The 22,742-nt window shown below is 61.3% G+C and carries 21 protein-coding genes; 10 read left to right on the top strand and 11 right to left on the bottom strand.

Annotated features, from left to right (window positions below):
* Positions 1-20: 20 nt before the first annotated feature.
* Complete coding sequence (arcC, locus tag PKE98_RS15130) at positions 21-950, top strand: carbamate kinase (protein ID WP_271196140.1); 930 nt, start codon at positions 21-23, stop codon at positions 948-950.
* Between the two features lie 255 nt (positions 951-1,205).
* On the top strand, positions 1,206-3,110 hold the full coding sequence (locus PKE98_RS15125) for a beta-ketoacyl synthase (RefSeq protein WP_271196139.1): 1,905 nt from the start codon (positions 1,206-1,208) through the stop codon (positions 3,108-3,110).
* An 87-nt stretch (positions 3,111-3,197) separates the two neighbouring features.
* Here PKE98_RS15125 and cysQ read toward each other — a convergent pair whose 3' ends face one another.
* Positions 3,198-4,025: a 3'(2'),5'-bisphosphate nucleotidase CysQ gene (cysQ, locus tag PKE98_RS15120; RefSeq protein ID WP_271196138.1), complete on the bottom strand. Its 828-nt coding sequence runs from the start codon at positions 4,023-4,025 to the stop codon at positions 3,198-3,200.
* Positions 4,007-4,600 (bottom strand): ADP compounds hydrolase NudE, encoded by a 594-nt coding sequence (nudE, locus tag PKE98_RS15115; protein ID WP_271196137.1) that lies wholly within the window; start codon positions 4,598-4,600, stop codon positions 4,007-4,009. The genes cysQ and nudE overlap by 19 nt, the downstream gene beginning before the upstream one ends.
* A gap of 149 nt (positions 4,601-4,749) precedes the next feature.
* Between nudE and yrfG the strand changes: the two genes are divergently transcribed.
* From yrfG to PKE98_RS15095, 4 genes are all read left to right on the top strand, one after another.
* Entirely contained in the window at positions 4,750-5,415 is a 666-nt protein-coding gene (yrfG, locus tag PKE98_RS15110) for a GMP/IMP nucleotidase (protein ID WP_271196136.1), read from the top strand.
* 21 nt (positions 5,416-5,436) lie between these two features.
* Positions 5,437-6,324: a LysR family transcriptional regulator gene (locus tag PKE98_RS15105; protein ID WP_271196135.1), complete on the top strand. Its 888-nt coding sequence runs from the start codon at positions 5,437-5,439 to the stop codon at positions 6,322-6,324.
* A 154-nt stretch (positions 6,325-6,478) separates the two neighbouring features.
* Positions 6,479-7,321: a formate dehydrogenase accessory sulfurtransferase FdhD gene (fdhD, locus tag PKE98_RS15100; protein WP_271196134.1), complete on the top strand. Its 843-nt coding sequence runs from the start codon at positions 6,479-6,481 to the stop codon at positions 7,319-7,321.
* Positions 7,318-9,648: an FdhF/YdeP family oxidoreductase gene (locus tag PKE98_RS15095; RefSeq protein ID WP_271196133.1), complete on the top strand. Its 2,331-nt coding sequence runs from the start codon at positions 7,318-7,320 to the stop codon at positions 9,646-9,648. Before fdhD ends, PKE98_RS15095 begins: the two co-directional genes overlap by 4 nt.
* Positions 9,649-9,743: 95 nt before the next feature.
* Here the strand turns inward: PKE98_RS15095 and PKE98_RS15090 are convergent, their stop codons facing one another.
* The gene (locus PKE98_RS15090) at positions 9,744-10,538 is read right to left on the bottom strand and encodes a DUF4824 family protein (protein WP_271196132.1); all 795 of its coding nucleotides are present in this window, start codon (positions 10,536-10,538) and stop codon (positions 9,744-9,746) included.
* Positions 10,535-11,593, bottom strand: coding sequence for a DUF2157 domain-containing protein (locus PKE98_RS15085; RefSeq protein ID WP_271196131.1), 1,059 nt, complete (start codon positions 11,591-11,593; stop codon positions 10,535-10,537). Before PKE98_RS15085 ends, PKE98_RS15090 begins: the two co-directional genes overlap by 4 nt.
* A 272-nt stretch (positions 11,594-11,865) precedes the next feature.
* On the opposite strand from PKE98_RS15085, the gene PKE98_RS15080 reads away from it, so the two are divergent.
* On the top strand, positions 11,866-12,333 hold the full coding sequence (locus PKE98_RS15080; RefSeq protein WP_271196130.1) for a YMGG-like glycine zipper-containing protein: 468 nt from the start codon (positions 11,866-11,868) through the stop codon (positions 12,331-12,333).
* A 63-nt stretch (positions 12,334-12,396) separates the two neighbouring features.
* On the opposite strand, the gene PKE98_RS15075 is transcribed toward PKE98_RS15080, so the two are convergent.
* From PKE98_RS15075 to PKE98_RS15055, 5 genes are all read right to left on the bottom strand, one after another.
* Positions 12,397-12,831, bottom strand: a complete 435-nt coding sequence (locus PKE98_RS15075; protein ID WP_271196129.1) for an acyl-CoA thioesterase — start codon at positions 12,829-12,831, stop codon at positions 12,397-12,399.
* An 11-nt stretch (positions 12,832-12,842) separates the two neighbouring features.
* On the bottom strand, positions 12,843-14,006 hold the full coding sequence (locus PKE98_RS15070; protein WP_271196128.1) for an iron-containing alcohol dehydrogenase: 1,164 nt from the start codon (positions 14,004-14,006) through the stop codon (positions 12,843-12,845).
* A 10-nt stretch (positions 14,007-14,016) separates the two neighbouring features.
* On the bottom strand, positions 14,017-14,985 hold the full coding sequence (locus PKE98_RS15065; protein ID WP_271196127.1) for a CE1 family esterase: 969 nt from the start codon (positions 14,983-14,985) through the stop codon (positions 14,017-14,019).
* Between the two features lie 117 nt (positions 14,986-15,102).
* Complete coding sequence (locus PKE98_RS15060) at positions 15,103-16,893, bottom strand: acyl-CoA dehydrogenase C-terminal domain-containing protein (RefSeq protein WP_271196126.1); 1,791 nt, start codon at positions 16,891-16,893, stop codon at positions 15,103-15,105.
* On the bottom strand, positions 16,890-18,128 hold the full coding sequence (locus PKE98_RS15055; protein WP_271196125.1) for a 3-hydroxyacyl-CoA dehydrogenase: 1,239 nt from the start codon (positions 18,126-18,128) through the stop codon (positions 16,890-16,892). The genes PKE98_RS15060 and PKE98_RS15055 overlap by 4 nt, the downstream gene beginning before the upstream one ends.
* Before the next feature lie 114 nt (positions 18,129-18,242).
* Between PKE98_RS15055 and PKE98_RS15050 the strand changes: the two genes are divergently transcribed.
* The 3 genes from PKE98_RS15050 (at position 18,243) to PKE98_RS15040 (ending at position 20,312) form a co-directional block, all read left to right on the top strand.
* A complete protein-coding gene (locus PKE98_RS15050) occupies positions 18,243-19,148 on the top strand; it encodes a LysR family transcriptional regulator (protein ID WP_271196124.1) in 906 nt (301 codons plus the stop codon).
* Between the two features lie 283 nt (positions 19,149-19,431).
* Positions 19,432-19,929, top strand: coding sequence for a hypothetical protein (locus PKE98_RS15045; RefSeq protein WP_271196123.1), 498 nt, complete (start codon positions 19,432-19,434; stop codon positions 19,927-19,929).
* 173 nt (positions 19,930-20,102) lie between these two features.
* Entirely contained in the window at positions 20,103-20,312 is a 210-nt protein-coding gene (locus PKE98_RS15040; protein WP_271196122.1) for a YgdI/YgdR family lipoprotein, read from the top strand.
* 63 nt (positions 20,313-20,375) lie between these two features.
* Here PKE98_RS15040 and PKE98_RS15035 read toward each other — a convergent pair whose 3' ends face one another.
* Positions 20,376-20,798 (bottom strand): HPF/RaiA family ribosome-associated protein, encoded by a 423-nt coding sequence (locus PKE98_RS15035; protein ID WP_271196121.1) that lies wholly within the window; start codon positions 20,796-20,798, stop codon positions 20,376-20,378.
* 371 nt (positions 20,799-21,169) lie between these two features.
* Entirely contained in the window at positions 21,170-22,714 is a 1,545-nt protein-coding gene (locus tag PKE98_RS15030; RefSeq protein WP_271196120.1) for a phosphoenolpyruvate carboxykinase, read from the bottom strand.
* Positions 22,715-22,742 lie beyond the last annotated feature (28 nt).

Below are 22,742 nucleotides of genomic sequence, written 5' to 3'. Positions count from 1 at the left end.
TTCAATTCAGGAGAACACTCATGCGCATCGTCGTCGCTCTGGGTGGTAACGCCTTGCTGCGTCGTGGCGAACCCATGACTGCAGATAACCAGCGAGAAAACGTCCGCGTCGCCGCCGAACAAATCGCCAAAATCGCGCCCGGCAACCAACTGGTGATTGCCCACGGCAACGGTCCTCAGGTCGGCTTGCTGGCTTTGCAAGCGGCCGCCTACACCTCGGTAAACCCGTACCCGCTGGACGTATTGGGGGCTGAAACCGAAGGCATGATCGGCTACATGATCGAACAGGAATTGGGCAATTTGCTGCCGATCGAAGTGCCGTTCGCCACCTTGCTGACGCAAGTGGAAGTGGACGCTAACGACCCGGCTTTCAGCAACCCGACCAAGCCCATCGGCCCGGTCTACTCCAAGGAAGATGCAGAACGTCTGGCCGCCGAAAAAGGCTGGAGCATTGCGCCGGACGGCGACAAATTTCGCCGCGTCGTGGCCAGCCCACGGCCCAAGCAGATCTTTGAAATCCGCCCGGTAAAATGGCTGCTGGACCACGGCACCATCGTGATCTGCGCGGGCGGCGGCGGTATTCCAACCCGCTACAACGCCGCCGGAAAACTCGAAGGTGTGGAAGCGGTGATCGACAAAGACCTGTGCTCGGCACTGCTGGCCGAGCAATTGGAGTCAGACCTGCTGGTAATCGCCACCGACGTGGCTGCCACCTATATCGACTGGGGCAAGCCCACGCAGAAAGCCATCGCCGAAGCCCATCCCGATGAGCTGGAACGCCTTGGTTTTGCGGCTGGCTCCATGGGGCCGAAAGTGCAGGCAGCCTGCGAGTTCGCCCGCAACACCGGCAAAGTCGCGGTGATTGGCTCGCTGGCGGATATCGAAGCCATTGTGCAAGGCAAAGCCGGTACTCGGGTTTCCTCAGCCAGCAAAGAAATCATTTACCGCTAACGCCCCAAACCGTCATTCCCGCGCGCGCGGGAATGACGGGGCAATGATTTGCGAACTGCACTCCCTCTCTTAAGCGCCCTCCTTACAGCCAGACGAGCAACCTTGACGGCCAACAACCTTGCCGTCGACAGTGACTCACAAGTCACAACTCGCGTCAGCATAGTCTCTCGATCACGCGAGCCCACTTAGCGGGCCGCTCTTCATCATTTTTAGTGATCGGCTATTGGCCAAGTTATTTTTAGGAGCGTGCGCTAGATGTCTCGACTACCCGTCATCGTAGGGTTTGGTGGCTACAACGCCGCCGGCCGCAGCTCGTTTCACCATGGTTTCCGCCGCACCGTCATCGAGTCGATGGACGCCGCCGCGCGCCAGGAAACCCTGGTGGGTCTGGCAATCATGATGAAGCTGGTCAGTCGGGTAGACGGCACGTATCAAGACACCACCGGCAAAACCCTGACCGCCGCTGAAATCGAGCAGCGCTTCGGCCCGCAGATTCTGCAGTCCACCCTGGTGCGCCGCATTGAAAAGCAGCACTTGGATCCCGACGCCGTGCACTGGCAAAAAAACCTGGAAGTCGACACCAGCGACGCCCAGCCGCTGACCTTCACCACTCAGCGCAAACAACTGCCCGAGCCGCTGCCCGCCAACTGGGCGGTGGAAGCGCTCGACGGCAATCAGGTGCACGTCACCATCCACGGCAGCTGCGAATTCAAGGTCGACAGCCTGCGCGCCCTGAGCGTGAAGTCCGCCGGGCAATTGCCCAGCGGTTTCGAGCCGAGCGAACTGTATAACTCGCGCTTCCACCCGCGCGGTCTGCAGATGTCGGTGGTTGCCGCCACCGACGCGCTGCGCTCCACGGGCCTGGACTGGCAGACCATCGTCAGCCACGTGCAGCCCGATGAAGTGGCGGTGTTCTCCGGCAGCATCATGAGCCAGCTCGACGAAAACGGTTTTGGCGGTCTGATGCAGTCGCGCCTAAAAGGCCAGCGCGTGTCGGCCAAACAGTTGCCGCTGGGTTTCAACAGCATGCCCACCGACTTTATCAACGCCTACGTACTGGGCAGCGTCGGCACCACCGGCACGGTGACAGGCGCCTGCGCGACCTTCCTCTACAACCTGCAAAAAGCCATCGACGTGATCAACGCCGGCCAGGTGCGCGTGGCCATCGTCGGCAACAGCGAAGCGCCGATTCTTTCCGAATGCATCGAGGGCTACAGCGCCATGGGCGCCTTGGCCACAGAGGAAGGCCTACGCCTGATCGAGGGCCGCGACGACGTCGACTTCCGCCGCGCCAGCCGCCCCTTCGGCGAGAACTGCGGGTTTACCCTGGCCGAGTCAGCGCAATACATCGTGTTGATGGATGACGAGTTGGCACTGGAACTGGGCGCCGATATTCACGGCGCCGTGGCCGATGTATTTATCAACGCCGACGGCTTCAAGAAATCCATCTCTGCACCCGGCCCGGGTAATTACCTGACCGTGGCCAAGGCGGTGGCCAGCGCCGTGCAGATCGTTGGCCTGGAAGGCGTGCAGAAACGCAGCTTTATTCACGCCCACGGCTCAAGCACCCCGGCAAACCGCGTGACCGAATCCGAGCTGCTGGACCGCGTGGCCGGTGCCTTCAACATCGACAGCTGGCCGGTTACCGCCGTGAAGGCATTTGTCGGCCACTCGCTGGCCACCGCCAGCGGCGACCAACTGATTTCGGCGCTCGGCACCTTCAAGTACGGCGTGATACCCGGCATCAAAACCATCGACGCCGTGGCACCGGACGTGCACCAGCAACACCTGGCGTTCGCCACGCAAGACCGCAGTGTCGGCGCCGAGCAACTGGACGTGTGTTTTATCAACTCAAAGGGTTTTGGCGGCAACAACGCCAGTGGCGTAATTCTCGCGCCCCATGTGGCCGAACGCATGTTGAAAAAGCGCCACGGCAACGCCGCGTTTGCCGACTACCTTGCGCGCCGCGAACAGACCCGTGCCAGCGCCGAGGCATACAACCAGCGCGCGTTGAACGGCCAGTTGGACATCATCTACAACTTCGGCCAGGACATGATCGAAGACCAGGCCATCGAAATCACGGCCGAGCAGATGCGTATTCCAGGCTTTAGTCAGCCGCTGGTGTACAAGAAGGATGAGCGCTTCAAAGACATGCTCTGACCGCCTTTGTAGGCTGTGCTGTGCGCACCGTTGCGATCGACGAGGGGTCGCCCGGTGCGCGGAGCACACCCTACGAGAGCAGATCGGCTAAACGCTAAGGCCGCGCGCCAAGCGCAGCAGTTCGCCACGCCAGCTCGCATTCGCCGGCAATGCCAAAAAGAAGGGATTCAAAAAAGACTCACGGGCTTCATAGGTGAGCACCTCACCCTGAATATCCAGCACCTCGCCACCCGCCCCTTCCAGCACGCCTTGCGCGGCTGCAGTGTCCCATTGCGAGGTCGGCGCCAGCCGCGGATAGCAATCGGCAGCGCCTTCGGCCAACAGGCAAAACTTCAGCGAGCTGCCCACGCTGGCCAGCTGCAAATCACCAAACAAGATGGTCAAGCCGGCGAGCAATTGTTCCTGCTCGGGGCTGGAATGGCGACGGCTGGCCACCACCGTAAAACCATCTTCCGGCGCATTTCGAACCGACACCGCCTGCGGCTGGCCATGCACATCACAACGCCAGGCACCGATGCCGGCGCCACCGTAGAAGTACCGTCCGGTAGTCGGCATGCCGACCACACCAAACAGCACCTTGCCGTGCTCCACCAGCGCCACATTGACGGTGAACTCGTCGCTGCCGCTGATAAATTCCTTGGTGCCATCCAGCGGGTCGACCACCCACCAGCGCGTCCATTGCGCGCGCTCGCTCAGCGGGATATCGGCCGCTTCTTCGGACAGCACTGGAATGCTGGGATCCAGCGCGGCAAGGCCCGCCGCCAAAATATGGTGGGCCGCCAAATCGGCAGCCGTAACGGGCGAATCGTCCGCCTTGGCGGTAACGGCCACGCCGCTGCGCCAGTACGGCAGAATCGCCGCGCCGGCCTCACGTGCCAGCGCCACCACCTGCTCCATCAAGGGCAGGTAGCCCATGGACGCGACGCCGGGTTGAATTCGCCGCGCTGGGTCAGAACATCGCGGGCCAGGTACAGTGCTGCCAACGCGCGGCCTTCGCTGAATTGCGGATGCTGGGCCAGGCTGGACAACTCGCGAAGGCTGAAACGCTCCACGCCCATCGGCTCGGGCTCGTCGCCCGGCAAGGTTTCGGGGTACAGATCGCGGGCCAGCACCACCTGAATCACCTGGCTCATATAGCCCGGCGACAAACTCAGCTCGGTCAGACGTTCGAGTTTGCGCGCACCAAAACCCGCCTCTTCCTTGAGTTCGCGGTTGGCAGCATCCAGCACGTCTTCGCCCGGCTCAATCAAGCCTTTGGGGCACGACAGCTGATAGTCGTCGGTGCCGGCGCAGTACTCCTCCACCAGCAGCACATGCTCGTCGTCCACCAGCGCCACGATCATCACTGCGCCGTAACCAACGCCCTTGCCCACCAACCGTTCGTAGGTGCGCTCAACGCCATTGGTAAAGCGCAGCTGAAGTTCCTCAACGCGAAACAGGCGGCTACTTGCCACTATTTCACGGTTGAGGACGGTGGGTTTCTGACGCATGGGACGGCTCCTTGGCATGACCTGGCGGGTTATCATAACGCGGCTTTTCGGATTATCGCCGCGCCAGATTGCGCTTGCCGACTCAATCACGACCCTTTTCCCTTACAGGGTGTGTGAAAACGTCCTGTCTTACAGCAGAGCCCATCGCTATGTCCCATTTGCCCTGGTCCACCATTGATACCGTCCTGCTCGACATGGACGGCACCTTGCTGGACCTGCATTTCGACAACCACTTCTGGCTCGAGCACCTGCCCCAGCGCTATGCCGAGGTGCACGGCATCAGCCGCGAGCAGGCCAACGCCCATATGCTGCCGCTGTTTCGCGACCACGCCGGGCAATTGAACTGGTACTGCACCGACTTCTGGACCGCGCAGTTGAACCTGCCGATTCGCGAGCTGAAACGGGAAGTGGCGCACCTGATATCCCTGCGCCCGGATGCCGACAAGTTTCTGGTCGCCCTGCGCCAGGCCGGCAAGCGCGTGGTGCTGATCACCAATGCCCACCGCGACTCGCTATCGCTGAAGATGGAACGCATTGAACTGGCGCCCTATTTCGACCGCCTGATCAGCTCTCACGACTATGGTTATCCCAAAGAAGACCAACGTTTCTGGGCCGCCCTGCAAAACGACTTCGCCTTCGAGCCCGAGCGCAGCCTGTTTATCGACGACAGCCTGCCGATTTTGCGCAGCGCCCGGCAATATGGCGTGGCTCACCTGCTGGCCATACGCGAGCCCGACAGTCGCAAAGAGCCGAAAGACACTGAAGAGTTTCCGGCGGTAGAAGATTACCGCCTGCTGATAGACGGCCTCGTCTGAGGCCTGTCAAAGGAGTGACGGATGGACATCAAGCAACTGAAGTTTCTGATTGCCCTCGATGAAACCCGGCACTTTGGCCAGGCGGCAGCGCGTTGCCATGTCACCCAGCCCACCCTGTCCATGCGCTTGCGCAGCCTTGAAGAAGAGTTGCAGTTGCCGCTGGTACTACGCGGCCAACGCTTTGAAGGATTTACCGAATCCGGCGAACGGGTGCTGGCCTGGGCGCGCAGCGTGCTGGCGGCCTACGACGGCCTGAATGCCGAAGCCGCCGCGTGCCGTGGCAGCCTGATTGGCACGCTGCGACTGGGCGTGGTGCCGCTGTCCAGCTACGACCCCATTCCCCTGCTGCAACGCCTGCACCAACAACACCCAAGCCTGCGGTTTGAACTGTCGGCGCTCAGCTCCGAGCAAATCCTGGAACAGTTGGCCAGCAACCGGCTCGACCTTGGCGTGTCGTACCTCGACCGCCTGAACGGCGAACACTTCGACAGCCTCAACCTGATGCAAACACGTATGGGCCTGCTCTATGACCAGCGCTTCTTCCGCTTCGAAGCCGCCGAGCTGACCTGGGAAGCGCTGAACGACCTGCCCTTGGGCCTGCTCTCCAGCGGCATGCACTTTCGCCAATCCATCAACCACAACTTCCGCAGCCGGGGCCTCACACCAACGCCGCTGCTGGAGACCGACGTGGTACACCAGCTTGTGCAAGCGGTACACGGCGGTTTGTGCTGCGCGATCATGCCGCTCTATGGCGGCCTGGATATGCTGACCAAACACCTCAAGCTGCAGCCTATCGAAGATGCCCAGACCCTCGCACCGCTGGGCCTGATCATGCGTCGCAGCGCACCACGCTCGGCATTGGCCGAAGCCTGTTTTCAGGAAGCCGGTGCGATGCTTCTGGAATCGTGACAGCGGATACCTGCGCTATTGGCCGCCGCGATCCAACCTTCATCATCGACACCATCTATCACCACATCAGCACTGGCGATTAGACGCCACCGATCAACCGGCCTAACCTGTTCAAATAACGATCAACCGAACCTCGTGCAACTCGGTGACGACAATGAACACCAAGCGCCAACCTCTCGCGGTAGTTTCTCCCCGCGTGCCTGACTCCCCCCTTGACCAAGCCAGCCACAGCTACAGCTTTTGTGAGCTGGAGCACAGCGCCGCCGCGCCTGCCGACCTGGCGGAGGAAGTGGCGCTGGCCATTTCCTATAACGGCATCAGCCAGGCCGTGATGCTGGTTTCGCCCAATGATCTTGAAGATTTCGTTGTAGGCTTCAGCCTCGGCAGCGGCATCGTCGAGTCCATCGATGAGATTTATGACCTCAAGCTCAGCGGCGCGGGTTCGGCCCGCCAGGCTGAAGTGCAAATCAGCAGCCGTGCGTTCTGGAACCTCAAGCAGCAGCGCCGGCAGATGACTGGCACCAGCGGCTGCGGCCTGTGCGGCGTGGAGGCGGTTGAGCAAGCGCTGCCGCAACTCACTGCCCTCACCCAGGCACTGCTGCCACCCGCAGCATGGCTAGTCGGCCTGCGCGATCGCATCAACGAATTCCAGCCGTTAGGCCAACACTGCGGGGCCGTGCATGCCGCGCTGTTTATGGATAACCAGGGTCAATTGCTGCTGGGCCGCGAAGACATCGGTCGGCATAACGCCCTGGACAAACTGATCGGTGCCCTCACCCGCCAACAAATTGCGACCACCGGCGGCCTGGCGCTGGTGACCAGCCGCTGCAGCCTGGAGCTGATCCAGAAAGTGCTGCGCGCCGGCATCACCACCCTGGTCAGCCTCTCGGCGCCCACCGGCCTTGCCGTGCAATGGGCCCGCCGCCACAACCTCAACTTGATCCACCTGCCGCACAAGAATGCGCCGCGGGTTTACAGCCCGGAGTTTTTGCAATGAGCCATCAGGTCGACACCCACCCAGCCCAACGCTACAAACCCTACAAAGGCGCAGCCGGCGGTTGGGGCGCGCTGAAAAGCGTGGCGCACTTCTGGCTGGAGAGCGACAACGCCCTGAAAAACATCCGCACCCTGCTCAAAACCAACCAGCACGGCGGCTTCGACTGCCCCGGCTGTGCCTGGGGTGAATCAGCCGAAAGCGGCATGGTGAAGTTCTGCGAAAACGGCGCCAAGGCGGTGAACTGGGAAGCGACCAAGCGCCGGGTAGATGCTGCGTTCTTCGCTAAACACAGCGTCACCACCCTGCGTGAGCAGAGTGACTATTGGCTGGAATTCCAGGGCCGCCTCACCGAGCCCATGGCCTACGACCCGGCGAGCGACCATTACAAACCCATTTCCTGGGACGCCGCCTTCGAAGTTATTGCCCAACACCTCAATGCTCTGGAAAGCCCCAACCAGGCCGAGTTCTACACCTCCGGCCGGGCCAGCAACGAAGCGGCGTTTCTCTACCAACTCTTTGTGCGCGCCTACGGCACCAATAACTTTCCCGACTGCTCGAACATGTGCCACGAGGCCAGCGGCGTGGCCCTGGGCCAGAGCGTCGGGGTCGGTAAAGGCACGGTCACTTTCGAAGACTTCGAACATGCCGACGCCATTTTCGTCATTGGCCAGAACCCCGGCACCAACCATCCACGCATGCTTGAGCCGCTGCGCGAAGCGGTGCAGCGCGGCGCCCAGGTGGTATGCCTGAACCCGCTGAAAGAGCGCGGCCTGGAACGTTTCCAGCATCCGCAGCACCCGATTGAAATGCTCAGCAACGGCGACCGCCCGACCAGCACCACCTTCTTCCGCCCGGCGCTGGGTGGCGACATGGCGGCGCTGCGCGGCATGGCCAAGTTCCTCCTCAAGTGGGACCGCGAAGCACAAGCCAAGGGCAAATCCACGGTCTTCGACCACGCCTTTATCGCCCAGCACACCTCACAGGTGGAGGCGTATCTGGAGGTCGTAGAAGCCACGAGCTGGGAGCACATCATCGAGCAGTCTGGCCTGACCAAGGCCGACATTGAGCAGATGGCACACATTTACCGCAACGCCGAGCGCGTGATCATGTGCTGGGCCATGGGCGTAACCCAGCACCGCCATTCGGTGCCGACCATTCAGGAAATCGCCAACCTGATGCTGCTGCGCGGCAACATCGGCAAGCCCGGCGCCGGCCTATGCCCAGTGCGTGGCCACAGCAACGTGCAGGGCGACCGCACCATGGGCATCAACGACCGGCCGCCAGCGTTTTTCCTTGATGCGCTGGAACGCCGTTTCGACTTCAAGGTGCCGCGTGAATTCGGCCACAACACCGTGGAAGCCATTCACGCCATGCTCGACGGCCAGGCCAAGGTGTTTATCGGCCTGGGCGGCAACTTTGCCCAAGCCACGCCCGATACCCCGCGCGCCCACCAGGCCCTGCAGAACTGTGACCTCACCGTACAAATCAGCACCAAGCTCAACCGCAGCCACCTGACCTTGGGCAAACAGGCGCTGATTCTGCCGTGCCTGGGCCGTACCGATATCGACCGCCAGGCCAACGGCCCGCAAGCGGTCACCGTGGAAGACTCCTTCAGCATGGTGCACGCCTCCAACGGCCAGTTGCAGCCGCTGAGCAAGCAGATGCGCTCGGAGCCTGCAATCGTCGCCGGTATTGCCGCTGCCACGTTGGGCAACAAGCCGGTGAACTGGCTGTGGCTGATCGAAGACTACGACCGCATTCGCGAGCTGATCGCCGACGTGGTGCCGGGCTTCCAGGGTTTTAACCAACGCGCCCGCGACCCGGGTGGCTTCTACCTCGGCAACGCTGCCGGGCAACGGCGCTGGAACACCGCCTCGGGCCTGGCCACCTTCAAGCCCAACGCCCTGCCGGCCGATCTGATCCACGAAGGCATTCGCGCCCGCGGCGAAGTGCCGGACCTGATTCTGCAAACCATGCGTTCCCACGACCAGTACAACACCACCATCTACGGCCTCGACGACCGCTACCGCGGCGTGAAAGGCCAGCGCGATGTGGTGTTCGCCAACGAAGCCGACATCATCCGCCTGGGCTACAAGCCGGGGCAGAAGGTGGACGTGTTGTCGTTATGGGGCGATGGCCGCGAGCGGCGTATCAGCGGTTTTACCTTGCTGGCCTACGACATTCCGGCCGGCCAGGCGGCTGCGTATTACCCCGAGACCAACCCGCTGGTGCCACTGGAAAGCGTGGGCGATGGCAGCTACACGCCCACCTCGAAATTTGTCGCCATTCGCTTGGAGCCGGCTCGGGACAACGGCCGGATTATTTGATTAGCAACCGAACAGCCATCTTGTAGGAGCTAGCTTGCTAGCGAATGCGATTCGTCGTCCGCCGCCGATCAAGCGCTTCGCGAGCACGCTCGCTCCTACGGTAACTCGACCTTCTGGGCCGAAGTGATCCATGGCTCAAGCCGCTTGCCGAAAGCCAGTTCCACGCTGACCTTGCTGCGTTCTTCGGCCGAGCGGTCATACGGCTGCCAGGCACTGAAGACTGTGCGCCACTGCCCTGGCACGCTCAGATTGGGCAGGTCGGCATACAGAAGATAGTCATCCTCGGCCGAAGCCGCCGGCTTCCATTGCACACCCATGCGCAAATTGGCCCGAACCACGCTGTACCGCGTGCGATCGGGGTAGCGCTCGCGCAGAGTGTCGCCATCCAGGCCGGCATCCACCACATACAGCCGAGTGCTACTGGCCCGCAGGCGGTCCAGCTCGTATTGCGCCATTTCCATTTTTTGTCTGGCCTCAGCGCTTTGCGGCGCCGCAGCAAACGTGTCCAAGGTCTGCTTGAGGTCAGCCTCGGCCGCTGCAAGCTCAGCCTGATACTGAACACCATTGAGCTCCAGCACGACCAAGCCTTCACGCTGGACGCGGTCGCGTCTGAAGGTTGTACTGCTGTCTTGCGCGGCGAACCCGAGGCTGCGCAGCTTCTGCACATTGACCCAACCCTTGGCCACGCGATAGTCCAGCTCCAACACCTGACCGGCGTATTCGCTGCCTTCAACAACTACCCCGTAGGCCATCGACAGCTCGCGCTCACTCAACCGCAACAGGCTATCGGGCTCACCACTGCGGTTGTAAACCACCCCGCCGAGGGCCAGCGCGTTGCTCAGCACAATCAACCCGGCACCCAGCCAGAACGTGCGCGCAAGTGGGCTCATAACGCACCTCCTGCCGAATAGCGCCGCAACCGTTGCATCAGCACCAGCAGCAACACCGCAATGGCGCCCAACGCCAGGAAGAACAGGTATTTGGGTAGGCTTTCCCACCACCAGGCGAACAGCTTGGTGTAAAGAAACAACACGCCGAACACCATGCAGGTCGTGCTCACTTCACGCCAGCCACGGCGAATGCCCAACCAGATGCCCAGCCCCGCCAGGACAAAACCCAGGTACTGATACAGCGACTCGACAGCCGAGGCATCGAGCGCCAAATAACTGCTTTCGCCCCAGAACGACAGCACCAGCACCGGCAGAAAAACAAACAACAGCGCAAACACCCGGTACAGCGCCGCGAAGCCGGGGAAACGCTCGTGGTTGATCACCAGTGGCATGCAGAACAGCACCAGCGCCGAGGGGAAGAAATTTTCCGGGCGGTCGCCCACCGACAACCAATAGCCGCCGCCAAATGCCCCGACCCGCGCGGCGACGTAGCCACCCACGCACACCAGCCCAGCCGCCAGCAAGAGGCGCAGGTTGCATTGGTAAGCCAGCAGAAACGCGAGCATGGCCCAGGGAATCAGGGCCTTGTCGGAGGGGGTGATATTGAAAATCTGCCCGGCCAGCGACAGGTTCAATACAAAGGCGATAAACGCCAGTAGCGCCGCCAGTTTGGTGTAGTAACCGCTGCGATCATGGCCGTGTAGCCAGATGGTCAGGCCGAAAGTGCCCAGGGTGGTGCCGAGCAAAATCACTACCTGCTGAACTTCGCTAAACAGCCCCCAGAACTGGTGAAATAGAAAGAACAGACTGGCGGCCAGCGCCAATGCGCCAAACAGCGAGGCCGCGCGCATGCCCAGCGAGAGCTGGCGGGAGCGCTCGTCGGCGTCAATATCAAGGGTGGTTGAAAAGTGCTGCAGCAGGTGCCGGTGGTGGTCATCAACTTGCTGACGCTGCCCGGGCTCAAGGATGAGCACGTTATCGGCTTGCAGTTGCTTGAGTTCCTGGCGAAACGCCTCGATTTGACCGAGCCGTTGCTGTGCCTGTTCGGCGTTCATGCCCGCTCCTCGGCGAAGGGAAAGTGCAGGCGATTCTGGCACGTCGGGTGGGCTGTGCGCACCTCGGCGTTCGTCTCGATATCGCTTGCTCCGCTCAGCTCACCCACCGTAGATCAAGAGCGTCAGACATGGCTAAAAATCGAAAAGTTTCCGAGCTAAAACATATATTTACGAAACGTGAACAAACCCGTACCGACTGTCGTTTGAGGCTTGTATGTGTACCGAAGCGGATACAGGATCGGCGCGTCTTTCCTACATAGGTTTAACCCTGCATGAAGTACTCGCGCATATTTATCCTGTCCCTTGGCTTGCTCGGCAGCCAGGCATTTGCGGCCGAAGGCAATACCGAAGCCGGTATTGGCGGCGCATTGGGCGGGGTGTTGGGCTCGGTAGTGGGTGAACAGATGGGCGGCGCCACCGGCGCGGCCATTGGCGCTGGCGTGGGCGGTGCAGGCGGGGCGGCGGTTGGCGCGCGCAAGGGCAACAAAACCGAGGCGGCCATTGGTGGCGGCCTGGGCGCAGCCGGCGGCAACGTCATCGGCAACAAAATGGGCGGCAGCACCGGCGGGATGATCGGTGCCGGCGTAGGCGGTGCGGCAGGTGGTGCGTTGGGCAACAACTACGGCAGCGCCAGCCGTGCGGATGATGAGCGTGAAAGCCACAGCCGCAAACGCAACTACCGTCATGACAATGGCCATCACTACGGCCATAAAAAACGTAAACATCGTCGTCACGACTGAATAAAAAAACCGCCCAGTTGGGCGGTTTTTTTTGGCCGAACAATGTCGTTTGCCGCGACGCGCTTAGCCCACCAGCAAATCGCTCAACGCCTTGCGCAAGCCATCCGGAATACTCACCGGGCGATTGCTTTCGCGATCAACGAACACGTGCACAAAGCGCCCCGCCGCGCAGGCTTCGTCTTCTCCGGCTTTGAACACCGCCAGCTCGTACTGCACCGAGCTATTGCCCAACTTGCCCACCCGCAGACCGATCTCGATACGGTCGGGAAAGGCGATGGAGGCGAAGTAGTCGCACGACGAACTCACCACAAACCCGACCACCGCGCCGTCATGAATATCCAGGCCGCCGACCTCGATCAGGTAGGTATTTACCGCGCTGTCGAAGAAGCTGTAGTAGGTCACGTTGTTTACGTGGCCGTAGACGTCATTGTCGTGCCAGCGCGTGGTGATCGGCTGGAAGTGGGCGTAGTCGCTGCGCAGGTGTTGGCGGTCGGTCATGGGTGTACTCATCAGTAAGCGGCTTGGTAGATCGCCAGGGCGTCGGCTTCGGTCACGGCACGCGGGTTATTCACCAGCAAGCGCTGTTGCAGCATGGCGTCGCTGGCCAGTCGCGCGAGCATCTCTTGCGGCACGCCCGCATCGCGCAGACGACTCGGCAAACCATGGCGTTCATTCAGCGCCGAAAGTTCGGCAATAAATTGCTCAGTCAGGCTCCGCGTGTCGCCGGCCTTGAGCGCATCGCCCAACAGCAGCGGCGCCAGCTCGGCATACAGGGCATGGGCGGACGAGGCATTGAAGCGCAGCACATGGGGCAGCACCAGCGCGTTGCTCAGGCCATGGGGAATATGGAAATGGCCGCCCAGTGGATAGGCCAACGCATGCACCGCCGCGACCGGCGCGTTGGCAAAGGCCTGACCGGCGAGCAAGGCGCCGAGCAACATGGCTTGCCGGGCGCTGCGGTTCTGGCCGTTGTGTACCGCTTCGTGCAGGTTGGCGGCGAGCAGACGCAGCGCTTCGCGGGCGAGCAGGTCCGACAGCGGGTTTTTCTTCAGCGCGCTGGTGTACGACTCGATGGCATGCACCATTGCATCGATACCGGTGGCGGCGGTAACAGCGGGCGGAAGGCCCAGGGTCAGGTCTGCATCCAGCAGCGCCACGTCGGGCAGCAGCAGCGGCGATACCACGCCCATCTTGGTGGTTTCACCGGTGGTGATGATGGCGATCTGGGTGACTTCCGACCCGGTGCCGGCGGTGGTTGGCACCTGAATCAGCGGCAAGCGCTGACCACGGGCATTGCCCACACCGTAGATATCTTTCAGCTCCTGCTTGCAGTCCGGGTGAGCCAGCAACGCCACCAGCTTGGCGACGTCCATGGAACTGCCGCCACCAAAGCCGATGACCAGTTGCGCGCGCAACTCGCGGGCCTGGGTCACCGCTTTCAGCACAATGGCCTCGGGCGGGTCGGCCACCACCTGATCGAACACCGCCACGCTCAGGCCCTCGTCGGCAAAACCGGGCAGCACGTCGTTAAGCAGGCCGAATTTTGTGATGCCCGGGTCGGTGACGATCAACACCGAACTGGCGCCCCGCTCGCGGCACAGGGCGGCCAGGCGGCGGGCCGAGCCGGATTCGCAGATGATCTGCGCGGTAGTGGCAAAGCTGAACGGATGCATGACGATCTCCTCAGGGTGAAGGCGGTGTAATAGCGCGAGGCTGGCGAGCGAAAAAGGCCCAGATGGCTTCGGGTGCATTGAAGCCTTCGGTGTTATGGCCCAGCAAACGCGGGGCGCGGTAAATCGGTTGCGGCACCAGATGGCCGCCGCCGGCCAGGGCATACAGGGCTACTTCATGCTTACCCGCAGCCTGCCAATGTTGGAAGCGTACGTTGGCGCTCGATTCCTGCTGCGCGGTGGCCAGCGCGGGGTAACCGGCAAGGCCTGCGAAGTAGGCCACGGTATCGGCCGACGACCGCACGGTGCCGCGATTGCCCAGCCCAAACAGCGTGACCTTGCCGCCGTTGAATGGGTTGATCGGGTCGTCGGTGCCATTGATTACCAGCACCGAGGCCGGTTTACCGCTGCTCTGGCAGGCGAGGTTGTCGTTGGTCGGCAAGCTTGCCGATACCGCCGCCACGCCGGCGAGCAGGTCCGGCTGTTCGAGCGCCAAGCGGAAACCCAGGTGGCCGCCGCTGGAATAGCCCGTCAGAAAGGTCCGCGAAGGGTCGATGTGCTGTTGCTCGGCGAAGCGCTGAATCAAGGCGGCGATAAACCCCTTGTCATCGACATTCTGGGTACGCGCCGCGTAGTCGGCCGCCTTGCGGCAGTCGTTCCAGTTGTTCTCGAAACCTTGCGGGTACACCACGATAAAACCCTTGGCATCGGCCAGGCGCTCGAACTCGTAGCCGGTGTAGGCGCGGATGTCGTCGCTGGTTTGCAGCGAGCCATGCAGCACGAACAGCAGTGGCGGGTTGGCCGGCAGCTGCTTGGGCACGTAGTAGCTGTACTGGCGGTCCAGCGCTGCGACCTGGATATGGTCGTGTTGCAGGGTGGCGCTCAGGGTCGGCGGGTTAGGCCGCGGGGCGTAGACGAAGTAGGCATGCAAGCAGGCGAGCAGGCCCAGCACGACTACGGATATGCGAATGAGCTTTTTCAATCGGCACCCTTTTTATTGTTATGGGTTATCCAGCTCGCCAAACCAACACGTAGGGTGTGCTGCGCGCACCAAACAACTTACGCGTGTACGCCATGGTGCGCACAGCACACCCTACGGTTAAAAGGCGAAATGCGCTTCCGGCAACGCCATCAGGCAATCGGCCCCACCCAGCAACATCTCGCGATGGCTGCTGACGCGCGGCAACACACGGCGCATGTAGAAGCGCGCGCTGTGCAGCTTGGCGGTGTAGAAATCCACCTCGCCCGTGCCGGCATCCAGTGCATCCTGCGCCCGTGCCGCTGCTTGCAGCCATAGACCGGCCAACAGCAGGTACGAGCTGTATTGCAGGAAGTCTACCGAGCAGGCGCCGATTTCTTGCGGGTCGCGGTTGCTGGCGGCCAGCACTTCGGCGGTCAGGTCGCGCCATTCGTGCAGACGTTCTTGCAGCGGCTCGACCAGATCGGTCAATTCGCTGCGCCCGGCTTGCGCGTCGCACAGGGCCGCGAATTCGTCTTGCAGCGCATTAAGCTCAGCACCGCCATCGCCCAGCAGTTTGCGGCGAATGAAGTCCAGCGCCTGAATGCCGTTGGTGCCTTCGTAGATCTGGGTGATGCGGCTGTCGCGCATCAACTGCTCCATGCCCCACTCACGGATATAGCCGTGGCCGCCATAAATCTGCACACCCAGGCTGGCCACTTCCTGGCCCATGTCGGTGAAGAACGATTTGACGATGGGAATCAGCAGCGCCACGCGCTTGCTCGCCACCTTGCGCTCGGCCGGGTCCGGGTGGCCGTGTTCGAGGTCGAGCTGGCGCGCGGTGTAAGCCGAGAGCATGCGGCTGCCTTCCACCAGGGTTTTCTGGGTAAGCAGCATGCGGCGCACGTCGGGGTGCACGATGATCGGGTCGGCGGCTTTGTCCGGCGCGGCGGCGCCGGTGAGAGCGCGCGATTGCAGACGCTCGCGGGCATAGCTCAAGGCGCCCTGGTAGGAACGCTCGGCGATGCCCAGGCCTTGCAGGCCGACCTGGAAGCGCGCGTCGTTCATCATGGTGAACATGCACGCCAGCCCCTGGTTGGCCGAACCGATCAGCCAGCCTTTGGCGCCGTCGAAGTTCATCACGCAGGTGGCAGCACCCTTGATGCCCATCTTGTGTTCGATAGCACCGCAGCTCAGGGTGTTTTTCTCACCCGGCGCGCCATTGGACTTGGCAATGTATTTGGGCACCAGAAACAGGCTGATGCCTTTTACGCCGGCCGGGGCATCGGGCAAACGGGCGAGCACCAGGTGGACGATGTTCTCGGACATGTCCTGCTCGCCACCGCTGATAAAGATCTTGCTGCCGGTAATGGCATAGCTGCCATCGGCTTGCGGCTCGGCCTTGCTGCGCAGCAGGGCGAGGTCGGTGCCGGCCTGGGGTTCGGTGAGGCACATGGTGCCGGTCCAGCTGCCGCTGACCATCTTGCCCAGGTACGAATTTTTCAGCTCTTCGCTGCCGTGCTTGTACAGCGCCAATACAGCGCCTTCGGTGAGGCCGGAATAAACGCGGAACGACAGGCTGGCCGCCATCAGCATTTCATGGAAGCTGGCCGCGACCATCTGCGGAAAGCCCTGGCCGCCGTACTGGGTGGGGCCGGTCATGCTGGCCCAGCCGTTATCTACATATTGCTGGTAGGCATCGCGAAACCCGGTAGGCGTGGTGACCTTGCCATCGACCAGGGTCACGCCCTCTTCGTCGCTGCTACGGTTAAGCGGGGCCACCACTTCGCCGGTGTAGCGCGCCGCTTCTTCCAGCACGCCGTCCACCAGCTCGCGGTCCAGGCCATTGTCGAGCAGCTCGCAGTGGGCGCCGACATCGAACATCTCGTGCAGCACAAAGCGCATATCGCGCAGCGGGGCTTGGTAGCTCATAGCGAACCCTCTTTAACGTCAGAAAAGCGTTTGCCGCTGGTGGCCAGTTGTTCGATCAAGTTGGCCGGCTGCCAGTGGTTGCCGAAATGGGTTTGCAGGGTCTGCAGGCGCGCAAGAATATCGTCCACGCCCTGGCTGTCGGCCCAGCTCATGGGCCCTTCTTTTTCTTTCGGGAAGCCGTAACCGTTGAGGTACACCAGGTCGACGTCATGGCTGTTGGCGGCAATGTTCTCTTCGAGGATTTTTGCGCCCTCGTTCACCAGCGCCAGCAGGCAGCGCTCAAGGATTTCTTCCTGACCGATGTCGCGGCGTTTGAAGCCCAGTTGCTCGGACACCTGCAGCACTAGCGCGTCGACTTCCGGGTCGTGCTCGGCCTGGCGGCTGCCTTCGGCATAGCGGTAGTAGCCCATGCGTGCTTTCTGGCCGAAGCGGCCGAGTTCGCACAGGCGGTTATCCACTTGCACGGCCGGGTCGTCCTGGCCCTTGCCTGCCAGCTCACGGGCACGCCATTCCAGGTCGATGCCGACCACGTCGTACATGCGGAACGGGCCCATGGCAAAACCGAAGCCTTGCAGCGCCGCGTCCACCTGATGCGGGTAGGCACCTTCGAGCAGCAGCATGCGCGCTTCACGCACATAGGTGGCGAGCATGCGGTTGCCGATAAAACCGTCACAGTTGCCGGCCACCACACTGACTTTGCCAATGCGCTTGCCCAGGGCCACTGCGGCATCAAGCACCGCTTTGCTGGTTTTGTCGCCGCGCACGATTTCCAACAGCTTCATGATGTGCGCCGGGCTGAAGAAGTGCAGGCCGAGCACGTCTTCGGGGCGTTTGGTGACATTGGCGATGGCGTCGATATCCAGTGCCGAGGTGTTGCTGGCCAGAATCGCGCCCGGCTTAACAGTGTCGTCCAGGGTGCGGAAAATCTGCTGCTTGAGTTCGAGGTTTTCGTATACCGCTTCAATCACCAGATCGGCGTCTGCCAACGCGGCGTAGTCGCCCACCGGGGTCACGCAGGCCAGACAAGCGGCAGAATCTTCCGGGGTGATACGGCCCAGTTTGACGTTATGGGCGTTGGTGTCGGCGACCACACCCATGGCCTGTTCGAGCATCTGCGGGTTGTTGTCCAGCCACAGCACCTGAATGCCGGCATTGGCCAAGCTCATGACAATGCCACGGCCCATAGTGCCGGCGCCGATCACGGCGGCGCGCTTGATATCGAAGGTCTGGGTCATCTTGGACTCCTTTTTTATTAAATGGCGGGCGCAGCAAATGCAAAAACGCCCAACACCATAAGTAAAGCGCTACTATTTTTGAAATTTAGTCTTGTGATATTTGGAATTCACCCAATGAATATATCCACGTTCGACCTCAATCTGCTGCGGGTGCTCGATGCCCTGCTGCGCGAATGCAATGTGTCGCGGGCTGCCGAACGCCTGTCCTTGAGCCAGCCGGCGGTGAGCAATGCGCTCAATCGCCTGCGCGTATTGCTCGACGATCCACTGCTGGTGCGGGTGGGCCGCGCCATGCAGCCCACGCCGCGCGCCCAGGCCCTGGCCGGGCCGATTCACGCGGCCCTGCAGCAGATCGAGCAGAGCCTGAGCGCCGGCGAAATCTTCGACCCGGCTCGCAGCAAGCAGCATTTCAAGATTGCCGTGACGGACTACGTGGAATTGATCTGCATGCCCCGTCTGCTGGAACAGCTTAGTCGGCTGGCGCCGGGCATCCGCATTGATATCCACCACCTGAGCCCAAGCCTGCCCAGCGATGCGCTGGACAAGGGCGACCTGGACCTGGTTCTCGGTCGCTTCGAAGACATTCCGCCGCGTTTTGCCCGCCGTCACTGGATGAGCGAAACGTTGCTCCTGGCAGTGCGCAAAGACCACCCGCTGCTCAGTGGCGCGCTGGATCTGAAAACCTTTCTGAGCCTTAGCCACCTGTGGGTACACGGCGGCCAAACCCGCGGCATGGTTGACCAATGGCTGAGCGAACAAGGCCTGAGCCGCACCATCAGCTACACCACACCCAATTACCTGCAAGCGGCGCATATTGTTGCCAGCAGCGAATTGGCGGCAGCGCTGCCGAGTCAACTGGCGCAGCATTTCGCCACGCTGTTGCCGCTGCAACTGCATGAATTGCCCTTCACCCTGGGCCCTTTTCACTTGGAGACCGTGCACCTCGGCCAACGCCTGCGCGACCCGGCCCTGCAGTGGCTAGTGGAGCAGATCATGCTGATCGGCCAGCCTGGGGTCTGAGAAAAAGGCTACGTTCGTCGGTTTTTCGCGGCGGGCACCCTTAGGCACGGGCGCCGGTTTTGCCAAATGTCCTTTTGGGCTGCACCGAAGGAGCATTCGCTACAGCCCTTTGCCTATGGTCGATCAAGCGCAGCGGCGGCAACTGCTGAGCAGGCTGGGTCAGCAGCGAGGCGAAAAAGTTCTAGACCATCTGCTTTTTGGCCCATATGCCACATCCGCCTAAGAAGCGGGTTCCCGCGCACTTACACTGTCAATCCCGGGCCATAAAACCAGGGAGAACCTTATGCCCCTTGCCATCGACAGCGTAAACAACACGTTCTACACCAGCACACCGTCCGTGCAGCAGAACGCCCTGCAAGCAAACTCCACGCAGGCCACCACCAGTACCTCGCTAGCGGAACGTCTGGCAGCCAACGCCGAAGCCGCGCGAGCTCGTCAGCAGGAGCTGCAAGAGCAGCGTGACCTGCGGGCGCAGGAACAGCAGGATGTGCGTGAGCAACGTCAGGCTGAACTGCGAGAAGCGCGCCAGCAGCAGATCCAGTATCTGCAAGATCAACTGGAGCAGGCGCGACTCGACGCCTTCAACGAGCAGCAGGATTCGATCAACAATCTGCTGTCGGCCGAGAACCTGGCGCGTCAGCAGCTTGAGGTGAATAACAACCCGCAGCAGTTTGGTCTCGACCCGAATCAGGTCACCACGCGGGTAGCGACTCAGGCGATTTCTGTCTATCAGGAAACACAGGCGGGTCCGGACCTGCTTAATCGGGGTCTGGTGGCTTAACAGAGCCGTAGGGCGAATATCGCCACAGGTGATATCCGCCGCAGCGATCTTCATGGCGGATATCCGTATGCAGATATTCGCCCTACGCCTCTGTTCCGCTCCCCCCAAAAAAACATGGACCCTTTAGCCATCCGCCCGGTCAACTTCTGTAGACCCACACAGGAGTACACCACATGAAACAATGGATCTTTGCCGCCTGCTGCCTGCTGACCCTCGCCGGTTGCTCCAGCGATTACATCATCAACACCACCGATGGCCAGATGATCAACTCCCAAGGTAAACCGGAGCTCGATGATGAGACCGGCCTGCTGCAATACGAAGATGCCGATGGCAATGAGCAGCAGATTCCGCAAAGCCAGGTGAAACAGTTGATCGAGCGTTAATTCGCAGGTCGCTGAATAAAAAAACCGCCCCTTGAGGGCGGTTTTTTTATGGGCGGACGGCTATCAGTCTTTGCCGAGGGCGTCCTGTTTCTCCAGAAATTCTTCTTGCAGCAGGGCATCGGGATCCTCGCCGGTGCCTTCGTTCAATTCGTTGGGGATGTGTGCCGTGGACAGGGTTTTGGCGTCCAGGCGGCCCATCAGGTGCTCCAGCGCATGGTGCATTTTTTCCGCCGCGCCTTCGACGGCAAGGTCAATGGTGTCGGCTTTATGGGTAACGGAAATAGGCTGGTGGCCTTTTGGACGGGCTTCGATCTGGCAACGTTTGTCGTCAGTACCGGCTTTGGCGCCGTTCTCATCGCTTAAATGAATTTCCAACCGGGTGAGAAAATCGTCGAACCGCTCCAACCGATCACTGACTGCTGAACCTACCCACTCTTGGAGACGGGCACTGCCTTGCATATCGTTGCTGTTGACTTGAACTTGCATAGCTACCTCGTTTACGACGGTTGTAGGTGTTGGAGACCAGGTATACAGGCAAGGTTCAGGTAAAGCATTGATCTAAATCGAGCGGGATGTTTCCGACAGCGATATCGCTTTTGTAGGGTGTGCTCCGCGCACCAGGCGATAGCCCGGCGATCGCAACTGGGCATCACCGGCCCTCGAGACAGACACACAGGCCTTTACTCGGTCGAGATCGAGCGAGCTAGAGCAGGGCAAGGCGAAATGGCTTTTCAAAGCGCAATGGGCTGGTGCCCATGAGCATTTAAAAAGCCATTTCAACGCAGCAATGCCGACGCGCAGCCGATCGGTCGTCCATAAAAAAACCGCCCGAAGGCGGTTCTTTTTGGACGTAATACTTACAGCTGCGGGCCGGCGTTCTTGATGGCATCCGAAACGTCGAACTTCTTGAAGTTCTCCACGAACTGCTGCGCCAGACCTTTGGCCGCTTCGTCATAAGCATTGCCATCGGCCCAGGTGTTGCGTGGGTTGAGCAGCTTGGTCTCAACGCCAGGTACCGATTTTGGCACGCTGAGGTTGATGATTGGCAGGTGCTCGGTTTCGGTGCCGATCAACGCGCCGCTCTGGATCGCTGCAATCACGCCACGGGTGGTGGGGATGTTGAAGCGGTTACCGACGCCGTAGCCGCCGCCAGTCCAGCCGGTGTTAACCAGATAAACCTTGGAGCCGAAGCCGCGGATGCGCTTGATCAGAAGCTCGGCGTATTCGCCAGCCGGACGCGGGAAGAACGGTGCGCCAAAGCAGGTGGAGAAGGTCGACTTGATGCCGCCACCCGAACCCATTTCGGTGGAACCGACCAGCGCGGTGTAACCGGACAGGAAGTGGTAAGCCGCTTGCTCTTCGTTGAGGATCGACACCGGTGGCAGCACGCCAGTCAGGTCGCAGGTCAGGAAGATCACAGCGTTCGGCTCGCCACCGAGGTTTTTCTCCGAGCGCTTGTCGACCAGTTCGATCGGGTACGCGGCGCGGCTGTTCTGGGTCAGGCTGTCGTCGGCGTAGTTTGGCAGACGAGTAACCGGGTCCAGCACCACGTTTTCCAGCACGGCGCCGAACTGAATGGCTTTCCAGATAACCGGCTCGTTCTTCTGCGACAGGTCGATGCACTTGGCGTAGCAGCCGCCTTCGATGTTGAACACGCTGCCCACGCCCCAACCGTGCTCGTCGTCACCGATCAGGTAACGGCTTTCATCGGCCGACAGGGTGGTTTTACCGGTGCCCGACAGACCGAAGAACAGGGTCACGTCGCCTTCTTCGCCGATGTTGGCAGCGCAGTGCATGGGCAGCACGTCGACGGCCGGCAGCAGGAAGTTCTGCACCGAGAACATGGCTTTCTTCATTTCACCGGCGTAACGCATGCCAGCGATCAGCACTTTCTTGGCCGCGAAATTGAGGATCACGCAACCGTCGGAGTTGGTGCCGTCACGCTCAGGTACGCATTCGAAACCGGGCACGTTGAGCACTTGCCACTCGGTTTTGCTGCTCGGGTTGTATGCGGTCGGTTCAATGAACAGGCAGCGGCCGAACAGGTTGTGCCAGGCAGTGGTGGTGGTCATTTTCACCGGCAGGTAGTGCGCAGGGTCTGCGCCTACATGCACGTGCGAAACGAAACGGTCGCTGGCCTCGGCGAACGCCGAAACGCGCTCCCACAGGGCGTCGAACTTGTCAGCCGGGAACTTGCGGTTGATCGGGCCCCAGGCAATGGCAGCCGAGGTGCCTGGCTCGTCAACGATAAAACGATCCACCGGCGAACGACCAGTACGGTGGCCAGTGCGGACAACCAGCGAGCCGTTGGCGGCAAGTTCGCCTTCGCCACGACGAATGGCCTCTTCAACCAGTTGTGCGGCGCTAATGTCGGTGTAAACGGCGTTATTGGCTTGCGTCATATGGGGTCCCCGTCGGCCTCGAGCCGAG

This window comes from Pseudomonas turukhanskensis, assembly GCF_027922365.1.
GTDB lineage: Bacteria > Pseudomonadota > Gammaproteobacteria > Pseudomonadales > Pseudomonadaceae > Aquipseudomonas > Aquipseudomonas turukhanskensis.
The sequence above is the reverse complement of the archived record's forward strand: the minus strand, read 5'-3'. Positions and strand labels throughout refer to the sequence as shown.